Origin of the sequence: Citrobacter sp. Cf136 (assembly GCF_030333815.1) — a bacterium.
Taxonomy (GTDB): domain Bacteria; phylum Pseudomonadota; class Gammaproteobacteria; order Enterobacterales; family Enterobacteriaceae; genus Citrobacter; species Citrobacter freundii.
Window position 1 is genome coordinate 130258 of the sequence record NZ_JAOWFE010000030.1, and the last position, 11814, is coordinate 142071.

Annotated in this window: 14 protein-coding genes; 9 read left to right on the top strand and 5 right to left on the bottom strand. The window is 52.9% G+C overall.

What is annotated here, in order from left to right:
• A complete protein-coding gene (locus OGV98_RS03975; protein ID WP_202581112.1) occupies window positions 1-462 on the top strand; it encodes a YjiG family protein in 462 nt (153 codons plus the stop codon).
• 11 nt (window positions 463-473) lie between these two features.
• Window positions 474-1637, top strand: a complete 1164-nt coding sequence (gene iadA, locus OGV98_RS03980) for a beta-aspartyl-peptidase (protein WP_061548990.1) — start codon at window positions 474-476, stop codon at window positions 1635-1637.
• 153 nt (window positions 1638-1790) lie between these two features.
• Here the strand turns inward: iadA and bcp are convergent, their stop codons facing one another.
• Both bcp and OGV98_RS03990 read right to left on the bottom strand, forming a co-directional pair.
• Complete coding sequence (bcp, locus tag OGV98_RS03985) at window positions 1791-2261, bottom strand: thioredoxin-dependent thiol peroxidase (RefSeq protein WP_003037951.1); 471 nt, start codon at window positions 2259-2261, stop codon at window positions 1791-1793.
• Window positions 2261-2833 (bottom strand): glycine cleavage system transcriptional repressor, encoded by a 573-nt coding sequence (locus OGV98_RS03990; protein WP_003037954.1) that lies wholly within the window; start codon window positions 2831-2833, stop codon window positions 2261-2263. Before OGV98_RS03990 ends, bcp begins: the two co-directional genes overlap by 1 nt.
• Window positions 2834-2978: 145 nt before the next feature.
• Between OGV98_RS03990 and dapA the strand changes: the two genes are divergently transcribed.
• The 6 genes from dapA to ypfH all read left to right on the top strand — a co-directional run bounded on the left by dapA (window position 2979) and on the right by ypfH (window position 9531).
• Window positions 2979-3857, top strand: coding sequence for a 4-hydroxy-tetrahydrodipicolinate synthase (dapA, locus tag OGV98_RS03995; protein ID WP_003037957.1), 879 nt, complete (start codon window positions 2979-2981; stop codon window positions 3855-3857).
• A gap of 16 nt (window positions 3858-3873) precedes the next feature.
• On the top strand, window positions 3874-4908 hold the full coding sequence (bamC, locus tag OGV98_RS04000; protein WP_003037961.1) for an outer membrane protein assembly factor BamC: 1035 nt from the start codon (window positions 3874-3876) through the stop codon (window positions 4906-4908).
• Between the two features lie 111 nt (window positions 4909-5019).
• Window positions 5020-5733 carry a phosphoribosylaminoimidazolesuccinocarboxamide synthase gene (purC, locus tag OGV98_RS04005; protein ID WP_003037964.1) on the top strand — a complete coding sequence of 238 codons (714 nt, stop codon included), beginning with the start codon at window positions 5020-5022 and terminating at the stop codon, window positions 5731-5733.
• A gap of 128 nt (window positions 5734-5861) precedes the next feature.
• Window positions 5862-6728: a KPN_02809 family neutral zinc metallopeptidase gene (ypfJ, locus tag OGV98_RS04010; protein ID WP_003037967.1), complete on the top strand. Its 867-nt coding sequence runs from the start codon at window positions 5862-5864 to the stop codon at window positions 6726-6728.
• Between the two features lie 15 nt (window positions 6729-6743).
• Window positions 6744-8759 carry a tRNA(Met) cytidine acetyltransferase TmcA gene (locus OGV98_RS04015; RefSeq protein ID WP_106107839.1) on the top strand — a complete coding sequence of 672 codons (2016 nt, stop codon included), beginning with the start codon at window positions 6744-6746 and terminating at the stop codon, window positions 8757-8759.
• A gap of 73 nt (window positions 8760-8832) precedes the next feature.
• Window positions 8833-9531: an esterase gene (gene ypfH / locus OGV98_RS04020; RefSeq protein ID WP_003037972.1), complete on the top strand. Its 699-nt coding sequence runs from the start codon at window positions 8833-8835 to the stop codon at window positions 9529-9531.
• Between the two features lie 103 nt (window positions 9532-9634).
• Here the strand turns inward: ypfH and OGV98_RS04025 are convergent, their stop codons facing one another.
• From OGV98_RS04025 to OGV98_RS04035, 3 genes are read right to left on the bottom strand one after another with little or no spacing between them, the layout of a single operon-like run.
• Entirely contained in the window at window positions 9635-9835 is a 201-nt protein-coding gene (locus OGV98_RS04025; RefSeq protein ID WP_003037974.1) for a membrane protein, read from the bottom strand.
• 27 nt (window positions 9836-9862) lie between these two features.
• Window positions 9863-10990 carry a succinyl-diaminopimelate desuccinylase gene (dapE, locus tag OGV98_RS04030; protein ID WP_003037976.1) on the bottom strand — a complete coding sequence of 376 codons (1128 nt, stop codon included), beginning with the start codon at window positions 10988-10990 and terminating at the stop codon, window positions 9863-9865.
• Between the two features lie 3 nt (window positions 10991-10993).
• Complete coding sequence (locus OGV98_RS04035) at window positions 10994-11350, bottom strand: ArsC family reductase (RefSeq protein WP_003835078.1); 357 nt, start codon at window positions 11348-11350, stop codon at window positions 10994-10996.
• Window positions 11351-11738: 388 nt separating this feature from the next.
• Here OGV98_RS04035 and ypfM point away from each other — a divergent pair, with 388 nt between their 5' ends.
• Window positions 11739-11798 carry a protein YpfM gene (gene ypfM, locus OGV98_RS04040; RefSeq protein ID WP_001386977.1) on the top strand — a complete coding sequence of 20 codons (60 nt, stop codon included), beginning with the start codon at window positions 11739-11741 and terminating at the stop codon, window positions 11796-11798.
• Window positions 11799-11814 lie beyond the last annotated feature (16 nt).

The following is an 11814-nucleotide window of genomic DNA, read 5'->3' on the forward strand; positions in this document are numbered from 1 at the left end:
ATGACAACGCAGGTACGTAAAAACGTCATGGATATGTTTATCGATGGCGCGCGGCGCGGGTTTACAATTGCTACTATCAGCCTGTTACCTAACGTGGTGATGGCGTTTGTGATTATTCAGGCGCTGAAGGTGACGGGATTGCTCGAGATTGTCGGGCGGGTGTGCGAACCGGTGATGGCGTTGTGGGGGCTACCGGGGGAATCTGCCACCGTGCTGCTGGCGGCGGTGATGAGTATGGGAGGCGGCGTCGGCGTTTGTGCCAGTCTGGTTGTTGCTGGTACGCTTTCGGGACATGATGCGACTGTATTGCTACCGGCAATCTACCTGATGGGCAATCCGGTGCAAAATGTGGGACGCTGCCTGGGAACTGCGGGGGTCCATCCCCGTTACTACCCGCTGATTATTGCGGTATGCGTCATTAATGCGCTGATCTCTATTTGGGTTATGCAGGTAATTGCCTGACAAGGAAGGTTATGAACTGTTCAATTCTTGATTTGACGTTGTTCCAGCAGGGACACGTGTACGCACCGGAAGATTTAGGGCGACAGGATATACTGGTCTCCGGCAGTAAAATTGTTGCCATCGCCCCGTCAATTTCTCCTGAAGACTTTCCCGGTTGCGAGTGTATCAATCTTGACGGCGCGATTGTGTGCCCAGGATTTATCGATCAACACGTCCATCTGATTGGCGGAGGCGGGGAAGCAGGGCCGCATACCCGCACGCCGGAAGTGCGCTTGTCACGCCTGGTTGAAGCTGGTGTAACTTCGGTGGTGGGTTTGCTGGGTACCGATGGCATTACCCGTCATCCGGAATCGCTGCTGGCAAAAACCCGCGCGCTGGAGTTTGAAGGCATCAGCGCATGGATGCTTACTGGGGCGTATTCTCTGCCTTCCCCGACGATCACCGGCAGCATCGATCGTGACGTGGCGCTGATCGATAAAATCATTGGCGTGAAATGTGCGATTTCGGACCATCGTTCCTCAGCCCCAGATACCTCGGTGCTGGCAAACATGGCAGCGCAGTCGCGCGTCGGTGGATTGTTAGGACGCAAACCGGGGATCAGTGTATTCCATATGGGCGATAGCCCGCGCATGCTGGAACCGTTGTACCAGATCCTCAACTGCTGCGATGTGCCGATTACTAAACTGTTGCCGACACACGTTAACCGTGCGGAACCGTTGTTCCAGGCGGCGCTGGAGTATGCCCGTAAAGGCGGTTATATCGACATTACCAGCAGCATTGATGAGCCCGTCGACCCCGCCACGGCTATCGCCACGGCGCTGCGGCAGAACGTGCCACTGTCGCGCATTACGCTTAGCTCGGATGGCAACGGCAGCCAGCCGGAATTTGATGAGTTAGGTAATCTCATCGGTATCGGTGTCGCGGGGTTTGAATCACTGGCTGAAACGGTGCGCCAGTTGGTGAAAGTTCATGCCATACCGCTGGAACAGGCGCTCTGTCCGCTGACGCGTACGGTCGCAGAATTTTTGGGGCTCGAACATAAGGGGCGCCTGGCGGTGGGATGCGATGCGGACATTCTGGTGCTTAACGATGCGTTGGAGGTTAATCATCTTTGGGCGAAGGGAAAAGCCGTGGTCAGAGAGAAGAAAGCCTGCGTAAAAGGGACGTTTGAATAAACGTTTATGCGGATGTCAGCCTGAAAAAGTACAGATTCACGTTTATGCCGGGTGGCGGCTACGCCTCACCCGGCCTACAAGTTTCGCAATATTAATAAGCTGCGTAGGCCTGATAAGCGAAGCGCCATCAGGCTTTTTCCAGCAAAACGTAAATCAGGCGTTCTCTTTCAGCCAGTTCAGTACCACGTCGTGGTGATTGCTGGTTTTGAAGTCATCGAACACGTGCTCAATTTTGCCTTCGGCATCAATCAGGAAGCTGATGCGGTGGATGCCATCGTAGGTTTTGCCCATAAATGACTTCTCACCCCAGACGCCGAACTGCTCGCAAACCTGGTGATCTTCATCGGACAGGAGCGTGAAATTCAGGACTTCTTTCTCCGCGAATCGGGAAAGCTTCTCTGGTTTGTCGGTGCTGATCCCCAGCACCTCAACACCAGCTTTTTTTAACTCATCCATGTTATCGCGCAAGCCGCAGGCCTGTACGGTACAGCCGGGTGTCATGGCTTTCGGGTAAAAATAAACCAGAACACGCTGTCCCTGGAAGTCGGTTAAATTTACTTGTTCTCCGTCTTGATCCGGCAAGCTAAATTTCGGTGCGATATCACCGGCTTTCAGTGGGTTCATTACTTAACTCCATCCTGTTCATCATGCTGTGAGTAATTGACGACGTTAATACTGCCTTGCGCATTGAGTTCTGTACAGAGTGCTTTAAACGCATCTTCAATATTTGCCGAATCATGTGACGCAGGACTATGTGCGGTAATTTGAATAAACAACTGCGCCGCCTTTCCATTCTCAGCCGGTTGCGTGCGTGAAACCAGTTCCGCAATATTCATTTGGTGGCTGTCAAACAGTGCGGTGAAGCGTTCAATCAAATGGGGAGAATCAGGGACATCGACCTGCACCCATACCGTAGCAGGCATCGCCGGACGAGGGCGCGCGGTCGTGCGCTTCATCACAATGAGTAAATCCAGCTCTGCGCCTTTTAATGGCAGGGTTGATTCAATCAGGGTGATGGCATTCCAGGTGCCCGACAGCAACATGATAAACGTGAACTCATCACCCAGCATGGCCAGTCGGCTGTCTTCGATATTACAGCCGCAACTGCTGACATGACGTGTGATGGTGTTCACAATTCCTGGGCGGTCGGCACCCAGCGCAGTAATGACCAGATAGTGTTGCGATGACGATGTCAAACCTGTTCTTCCTTTGAGCGGTGAGGTAATCATAAGGAAAGCATAAAAAAAACATGCATACAACAATCAGAACGGCTCTGGTCGCTTGCTTTTATTGTCGTACCAAACGTACCATTGAGACACTTGTTTGCACAGAGGATGGCCCATGTTCACGGGAAGTATTGTCGCGCTTGTTACGCCGATGGATGAGAAAGGTAAAGTCTGCCGGTCGAGCCTGAAAAAACTGATTGATTATCATGTCGCCAGCGGCACCTCGGCGATCGTTTCTGTTGGCACCACCGGTGAGTCCGCCACCCTGAGTCATGATGAACATGGCGATGTGGTGATGATGACGCTGGAGCTGGCTGACGGGCGTATTCCGGTTATTGCCGGAACCGGCGCCAATGCGACCGCGGAAGCCATTAGTCTGACGCAGCGTTTCAACGACAGCGGTGTTGTTGGCTGCCTGACGGTGACGCCTTACTACAACCGCCCAACCCAGGAAGGTTTGTTCCAGCATTTCAAAGCCATCGCTGAGCATACTGACCTGCCGCAAATTCTGTATAATGTGCCGTCCCGTACTGGCTGCGATATGCTGCCGGAAACCGTTGGTCGTCTGGCGAAAGTTAAAAATATTATCGCTATTAAAGAGGCCACGGGGAACTTAAGTCGCGTTCACCAGATCAAAGAGCTGGTTTCGGACGACTTTATTCTGCTCAGCGGTGATGACGCGACCGGACTGGATTTTATGCAGCTCGGTGGTCATGGCGTGATTTCCGTAACGTCTAACGTTGCGGCACGTGATATGGCTGAAATGTGCAAACTGGCGGCAGCCGGGCAATTTGCCGAGGCGCGGGTGATTAACCAGCGTCTGATGCCGTTACACAACAAACTATTTGTCGAACCCAATCCTATTCCCGTGAAATGGGCGTGTAAGGAATTGGGACTTGTGGCGACCGATACGCTACGTCTGCCGATGACGCCAATCACGGACAATGCTCGTGAAATCGTCAAAGCGGCGCTTAAGCATGCCGGTTTGCTGTAAAGTTTAGGGAGATTTGATGGCTTACTCAGTACAAAAGTCGCGCCTGGCCAAGGTTGCGGGTGTTTCGCTTGTTATGTTGCTCGCGGCCTGTAGCTCTGACTCGCGCTATAAGCGCCAGGTGAGCGGTGATGAATCCTATCTGGAGGCCGCACCGCTTGCTGAGCTTCATGCTCCAGCTGGGATGATTTTGCCGGTTATGTCGGGCGACTATAATATCCCGGTAACCAACGGCAGTGGTGCCGTGGGTAAAGCGCTGGATATTCGTCCACCGGCTCAGCCGTTAGCGTTAGTCACTGGCGCTCGCACGCAAATCGCAGGCGATACCTCAACGTTGCTGGTGGAAAATGGTCGTGGTAACACGCTGTGGCCGCAGGTCGTGAGCGTCATTCAGTCTAAAAACTACACGATCACCAAACGTGATGATGCCAGCCAGACGCTGACCACCGACTGGGTTGACTGGAACCGTCTGGATGAAGACGAGCAGTACCGTGGACGTTATCAAATCTCGGTTAAACCGCAGGGCTATCAGCAAGCGGTAACGGTGAAACTGATTAACCTCGAGCAGGCGGGTAAACCCGTAGCCGATGCGGCATCAATGCAGCGTTACAGCGCTGAGATGATGAACGTTATCTCTGCTGGTCTGGATAAGAACGCCACCGACGCCGCGAATGCCGCGCAGAACCGCTCTGCAGCCACCATGGATGTTCAGAGCGCAGCCGATGACACCGGTTTACCAATGCTGGTGGTACGCGGGCCGTTCAACGTGGTGTGGCAGCGTTTGCCAGCAGCGCTTGAGAAAGTGGGGATGAAGGTAACCGACAGCACCCGTTCTCAGGGTAGCATCGCGGTGACCTACAAACCTCTGTCTGATAGCAGCTGGCAGGAGCTGGGCGCAAGTGACCCAGGTCTGGTATCCGGCGACTATAAACTGCAGGTCGGTGATTTAGACAACCGCAGTAGCTTGCAGTTTATCGATCCGAAGGGGCATACCCTGACGCAAAGCCAGAACGACGCGCTGGTCGCCGTCTTCCAGGCAGCGTTCAGTAAGTAAAAATAAAGGGCTGGATAACTCCAGCCCTTTTTTTCTGATATGATACGCAAACGTGTGCGTCGGCAGAAAAACGCAATATTTATCGTTAATTCACACCCAGGAGTAATAAAGATGCAAAAGCAAGCTGAGTTGTATCGTGGTAAAGCGAAGACCGTATACAGCACGGAAAACCCGGACCTGTTGGTGCTCGAATTCCGCAATGATACGTCAGCAGGGGATGGCGCGCGCATTGAACAGTTTGACCGTAAAGGCATGGTGAACAACAAATTCAACCATTTCATTATGACTAAACTGCAAGAAGCGGGTATTCCTACCCAGATGGAGCGACTGCTTTCTGATACCGAATGTCTGGTGAAAAAGCTGGATATGGTACCGGTTGAATGTGTGGTACGTAACCGCGCGGCAGGCTCTCTGGTTAAGCGTTTAGGCGTTGAGGAAGGTATTGAACTGAATCCGCCGCTGTTTGATCTGTTCCTGAAAAACGATGCTATGCACGATCCAATGATTAACGATTCCTATTGCGAAACTTTTGGTTGGGTGAGCAAAGAGAATCTGGCACGTATGAAAGAGCTGACCTACAAAGCTAACGACGTGCTGAAAAAGATGTTTGATGATGCTGGTCTGATTCTGGTCGACTTCAAACTTGAGTTTGGTTTGTATAAAGGTGAAGTCGTCCTGGGTGATGAATTCTCACCGGACGGTAGCCGCCTGTGGGACAAAGAAACTCTGGATAAAATGGACAAAGATCGCTTCCGCCAGAGTCTGGGCGGCCTGATCGAAGCCTATGAAGCCGTCGCGCATCGCCTGGGTGTGAAGTTAGACTAATCTTCCCCTGAGCCGGCGATCGCTCTCCGGCTCATTAACCCCACCTGATTTGATTACTATTTCTTATGGTAATCCTGTTCCGAACCGCCTACGATCATCATCATAATGAATAAAAAGTTGAGGTGATTATGCGCTGGCAAGGGCGTCGTGAAAGTGACAACGTGGAAGACAGACGAAACAGCTCTGGCGGCGGCCCCTCTATGGGTGGGCCTGGTTTTCGTCTGCCCAGTGGTAAAGGCGGTATCATCCTGCTGATTGTGGTGCTGGTGGCGGGTTATTATGGCGTGGATCTCACCGGATTAATGACCGGCCAGCCGGTCTCCCAACAACAATCATCACGCTCCATCAGCCCAAACGATGATGAAGCGGCAAAATTTACCTCGGTGATTCTGGCTACAACAGAAGATACCTGGGGACAGCAGTTTGAAAAAATGGGCCGCACCTACCAACAGCCGAAGCTGGTGATGTACCGGGGCGCGACGCGCACCGGCTGCGGCGCGGGCCAGTCCGTGATGGGACCGTTTTATTGTCCGGCAGATGGTACGGTATATATCGACCTTTCATTCTATGATGACATGAAAAACAAGCTGGGCGCTGATGGTGATTTTGCGCAGGGCTATGTTATCGCCCATGAAGTGGGTCACCACGTGCAGAAACTGCTGGGTATTGAACCGAAGGTTCGCCAGATGCAGCAGAACGCCTCACAAGCTGAGGTGAACCGTCTTTCCGTTCGTATGGAACTGCAGGCGGACTGCTTTGCCGGTGTCTGGGGCCACAGCATGCAGCAGCAGGGCGTGCTGGAGTCTGGTGACCTGGAAGAGGCACTAAACGCCGCACAGGCCATTGGTGACGATCGCCTGCAACAGCAGGGACAAGGACGCGTCGTACCGGACAGCTTTACTCACGGAACCTCTGAACAGCGTTTTACCTGGTTCAAACGCGGTTTTGATAGCGGCGATCCGGGACAATGTAATACCTTTGGTAAAGGTATTTAAGATACAGAGGCAGGGATGTCCGATAACACGGCGCTGAGGGCGTTAACCGAACAGATGGCTCGTGAGGGGATCCGTCGTTTGCTGATTATCAGCGGCGAGGAGAACTGGTGTCAGGGGCAGGCGTTAGCGCTACGCGACATATTACCCGGCGACTGGTTGTGGGTAGGGGCGAATGCCCCTGCTGAACCGAACTGTACGCCACAGGCGCTGCAAACGTTACTGGGGCGCGAGTTTCGTCATGCAGTTTTCGACGCTGGGCAGGGATTTGACGCTGCGGCGTTTGCCGCCTTAAGCGGTACACTGCTTGCCGGCAGTTGGCTGGTTTTGCTGACCCCACCCTGGCATTCCTGGCACACGCATCCGGACGTGGATTCACTACGCTGGAGCGATTGTGCTGAGCCCATTCCCACACCGCACTTTGTTGAGCACGTCAAACGGGTGATTTCCCGCGATAGACAGGCTCTGCACTGGCAGCAGCATCAGCCGGTTTCCTGTCCGCACTTTCCTGCTCGCGCAGCCTGGCTCGCGGCAACCGGCGAACCCCAACCAGAACAGGCGATGATATTAAATCATTTGCTGGCTATGCCTCCCGGTGTGGTTGCGGTGACGGCCGCACGGGGTCGGGGCAAATCCGCTCTGGCAGGGCAACTCATAGCGCGGATTAACGGCACTGCGATTGTGACCGCACCTGCCAAAGCTGCAACGGATGTGCTGGCACAATTTGCCGCAGAGCGTTACCGCTTTATGGCGCCGGATGCACTATTAAGCAGTTCTGAAACCGCAGACTGGCTGATTGTGGATGAAGCCGCCGCGATCCCCGCGCCGCTGCTTCACCAACTGGTGGCGCGTTTTCCTCGTACGCTGTTAACCACTACAGTACAAGGCTACGAGGGAACGGGTAGAGGCTTCTTGCTGAAATTCTGCGCCCGCTTCCCCCATCTTCGACGCTATGAGTTGCAACAACCCGTACGCTGGGCGCAGGGATGTCCGCTGGAGCAAATTGTCAGCGATGCGCTGGTGTTTGATGATGAAACGTTCACGCATGCCCCATTGGGGGAGCTTCACTTCTCGGCATTTGAGCAACAGTCCTGGGATGCTAGCCCGGAGCTGCCGTTAGCGGTATACCAGTTGCTTTCCGGAGCGCATTATCGCACCTCGCCATTAGACCTGCGGCGAATGATGGACGCGCCTGGTCAGCATTTTCTTCAGGCATCAACCGCTGACTCAGTTGCGGGTGCTGTCTGGCTGGTCGATGAAGGGGGACTATCCGCAGAATTAAGCCAGGCCGTCTGGGCCGGATATCGTCGACCGAGGGGGAATCTAGTTGCACAGTCGCTGGCGGCGCACGGTGGTGACCCGTTGGCGGCGACGCTCGTCGGGAGAAGAGTCAGTCGAATTGCGGTTCATCCTGCGCGCCAAAGAGAAGGTATTGGGCAACAGCTGATTGTGCTGGCCCACCACTATTCCACATCGTGTGACTATCTGTCGGTCAGTTTTGGGTATACGGCTGAACTATGGCGTTTCTGGCAGTGCTGCGGTTTTGTGCTGGTGCGAATGGGAAATCACCGGGAAGCCAGCAGCGGCTGTTATACCGCCATGGCGTTGCTGCCGATCAGCGAAGCGGGAAAGCGCCTTGCCGAGCGGGAGCACCAGCATTTGCGGCGTGACGCGGAAATCCTTGCGCGATGGAATGGTGAGAGCATTCCGCTGGTCCCGCTGAAAGAGACTACGCTTAATGAGGATGACTGGGCTGAGCTGGCTGGGTTTGCCTTCGCGCATCGGCCATTATTGACGTCGCTAGGCTGTCTGAGTCGTCTGCTTGAGCACAGTGAATTACCTCTTCCGGCATTGCGCGGACGTATACAGGCTAAACGCAGCGACGCCGAATTGTGCCAACAGCTGAAGATCTCAGGTCGTAAAGCGCTGCTGGTCGTTCAGCGCGCCGAAGCGGCACAAGCGTTAAATCAGCTGGATGCTGAACGTGAACAGCGGCTACATAATCGCATTATGCAATGGCAATTTTTTCACTAACATCTTCAATTTCCTGGCATGGTCATTGCGGTTAAGCGGCGTAGAATGATTCTCATCAGTTAAGGAGATCGCCATGAAACATGACCATTTTGTTGTTCAAAGTCCCGATAAACCCGCTCAACAGCTACTGCTGCTGTTTCATGGCGTCGGGGATAACCCGGTTGCCATGGGTGAAATTGGCTCCTGGTTTGCGCCGCTGTTTCCGGATGCGTTAATCGTCAGCATTGGCGGGGCAGAGCCTTACGGTACGACTTCCGGACGTCAGTGGTTTTCGGTACAGGGCGTAACGGAAGAGAACCGCCAGGCGCGTATCGACGCGATTATGCCGGTGTTTATCGAAACCGTGCGCTACTGGCAGAAACAAAGCGGCGTTTCACCGCAGGCAACCGCGCTGATTGGTTTTTCTCAGGGTTCGATTATGTCGCTTGAGAGCATCAAAGCCGAGCCGGGGCTGGCGTCGCGGGTCATTGCCTTCAATGGTCGCTATGCCACCTTACCGGAGGTTGCAACTACCGCAACGACGGTGCATTTGATTCACGGTGGTGAAGACCGGGTGATAGAGCTCTCCCATGCCGTTGCCGCGCAGGAGGCATTAATTGCTGCGGGTGGGGATGTGACGCTGGATATCGTCGAAAACCTGGGGCACGCCATTGATGAACGCAGCATGCAGTTTGCGCTCGATCATCTGCGTTTTACCGTACCGAAGCACTATTTTGATGAAGCGCTGAGCGGCGGTAAGCCTCACGATGATGATGTGATTGAGATGATCTGATTGATAACCGTAGGCCGGATAAAACGCGAAGCGTTGCCATCCGGCACTTAACGCCCGGTGGTGCTAACGCTTACCGGGCCTACGTGACTTATTGGCCTGGAAATTATTTCTTCGGTTGATCCTTGTTCGGCCAATCGTCGTCGTCATCCCATTTATCGTTAAAGTCACGATGCGGGGGAAGCTCCGGTTTGTTGGCCAGATATTTCTTTGGATCGACGCGCTTGAGATCTTTGATAACGTTAAGCAGCACGCCTACCAGAAACACCAACACCAGAATCCACCAATATTTTGCTAGCCAGTCCATGTATTTTTCCTCTTGCAGGAACACTCATCAGGCGACGAGTTGCTCCATGATACGTTGATACATACGGGCAAGCAGCTGCAGGTCGGCGGCATTAACACATTCATTTATTTTATGAATAGTGGCGTTGACCGGCCCAAGTTCGACTACCTGTGCCCCCATGCGGGCAATAAAGCGCCCGTCGGACGTCCCGCCTGTAGTCAGTAACTGCGGTTTAATCTCATTATAGTGCTCAATGGCGTTCACTACTGCATCCACCAGTTTACCGCGTTCAGTCAGGAACGGCTGACCGGAAAGCCACCAGTCGACGGTATAGCGCAACTGATGTTTCTCCAGCAGCGCGTGAACCCGTGCTTTAATCATCTCATCGGTCAGCTCAGTGCTGAAACGGAAGTTGAACTGGATAAACAGTTCGCCGGGGATAACGTTGTTGCTGCCGGTGCCTGCCTGAATATTGGCAATCTGCATGCTGGTCGCCGGGAAGAACTCGTTACCCTGGTCCCACTCAATCGCCACCAGTTCGTTGAGCATTGGCGCCGCGCGGTGTACCGGGTTATCGGCCAGATGCGGATAGGCTACGTGCCCCTGCACGCCATGAATGGTCAGGTTGCAGGTCAGTGAACCACGACGTCCATTCTTGACTACGTCGCCAACGATTTCCGTGCTGGACGGCTCGCCAACCAGACAATAATCCAGTCGCTCATTACGCGCCATCAGTGCTTCAACCACCTTTACGGTGCCGTTTTTGGCGCTGGCTTCTTCGTCGGACGTTATCAAAAATGCCAGACGACCCTGATGGTTTGGATGCTGGGCGACAAAACGCTCTGCGGCCACGACCATCGCTGCCAGTGAGCCTTTCATATCGGCAGCGCCACGCCCGAACAGCATGCCATCGCGAATGGTCGGTTCGAACGGTGGATTGATCCAACGATCGACATCGCCGGCGGGCACTACGTCGGTGTGACCGGCAAATGCCAGGGTCTCACCTTTACCGCGCCATGCCCAAAAATTCTGTGTGTCACCAAAATCCATACGCTCAACGGTAAAACCTACCGCGCGCAGGCGTTCAATCATTAACGCCTGGCACCCGGCATCATCCGGGCTCAGGGAAGGACGGCGAATAAGCTGCTGTGTCAGCTCAATAACCGGGCACGACATAGACTACACCTCATTAAAAAACAGAGTATAACTGGATTCACTGAAACCAAGCAGCATAGGCTTACCCGGCGCGCAGAGCAATGGGCGTTTGATAATTGCTGGCATTTCAATCATCAATGCGGCGGCGGAAGCCGCATCGGTGATTTGACTGCGCGTGGATTCATCGAGTTTACGCCAGGTGGTTCCACGTGTATTGAGCAGCGCTTCCCAACCTAATTCGCTGATAAAGGACTGTAATAGCGTATTGTCAAGACCGTCGACGCGATAATCATGAAAGCGATAGTCAATACCTTGAGCTTCCAACCAGCGTCTGGCTTTTTTAATCGTGTCGCAATTCTTAATGCCGTAGAGGGTGATCATTTGAATCCTTATTAACTAATTTTGAATATCTATTCTTATGCTGATGAATGCAGATAATACATATTGTCATTCAGACGTTATAGAAAAATATAACATTGTTGGGCAATGGTTAATAATAATTCCTGAAAGTTCCAATAATCTGTGCTGAGCCACAATTCAGAATTTATCTGTTTGCATCAGCCTGTTTTTCCATCAGAATTGGCAAAGTAGTAGATAGCGTATGAATATTTCAAAATATTGCAGTAAGTCACATAAAATTTATGAGTATGGCGCATAGTGATGACATAAACCCCAAGCACGGGAGGATGTAATCACAACCATCGGTTAAATGTTCTTCTTTTGATGATGATGATTTTGTAGAATGCTCATAATAATAAGAGAGGTTGTTATGATTGAACGTGAACTGGGGAACTGGAAAGACTTTATTGAAGTGATGCTTCGTAAATAATTTTCTGGAAGAAATT

Bases quoted from the DNA above. Each gene is read 5' to 3' on its own strand.
- OGV98_RS03975 (WP_202581112.1), top strand. From the start codon at position 1: ATGACAACGCAGGTACGTAAAAACGTCATGGATATGTTTATCGATGGC.
- iadA (WP_061548990.1), top strand. From the start codon at position 474: ATGAACTGTTCAATTCTTGATTTGACGTTGTTCCAGCAGGGACACGTG.
- bcp (WP_003037951.1), bottom strand. From the start codon at position 2,261: ATGAACCCACTGAAAGCCGGTGATATCGCACCGAAATTTAGCTTGCCG.
- dapA (WP_003037957.1), top strand. From the start codon at position 2,979: ATGTTCACGGGAAGTATTGTCGCGCTTGTTACGCCGATGGATGAGAAA.
- bamC (WP_003037961.1), top strand. From the start codon at position 3,874: ATGGCTTACTCAGTACAAAAGTCGCGCCTGGCCAAGGTTGCGGGTGTT.
- purC (WP_003037964.1), top strand. From the start codon at position 5,020: ATGCAAAAGCAAGCTGAGTTGTATCGTGGTAAAGCGAAGACCGTATAC.
- ypfJ (WP_003037967.1), top strand. From the start codon at position 5,862: ATGCGCTGGCAAGGGCGTCGTGAAAGTGACAACGTGGAAGACAGACGA.
- OGV98_RS04015 (WP_106107839.1), top strand. From the start codon at position 6,744: ATGTCCGATAACACGGCGCTGAGGGCGTTAACCGAACAGATGGCTCGT.
- ypfH (WP_003037972.1), top strand. From the start codon at position 8,833: ATGAAACATGACCATTTTGTTGTTCAAAGTCCCGATAAACCCGCTCAA.
- OGV98_RS04025 (WP_003037974.1), bottom strand. From the start codon at position 9,835: ATGGACTGGCTAGCAAAATATTGGTGGATTCTGGTGTTGGTGTTTCTG.
- dapE (WP_003037976.1), bottom strand. From the start codon at position 10,990: ATGTCGTGCCCGGTTATTGAGCTGACACAGCAGCTTATTCGCCGTCCT.
- OGV98_RS04035 (WP_003835078.1), bottom strand. From the start codon at position 11,350: ATGATCACCCTCTACGGCATTAAGAATTGCGACACGATTAAAAAAGCC.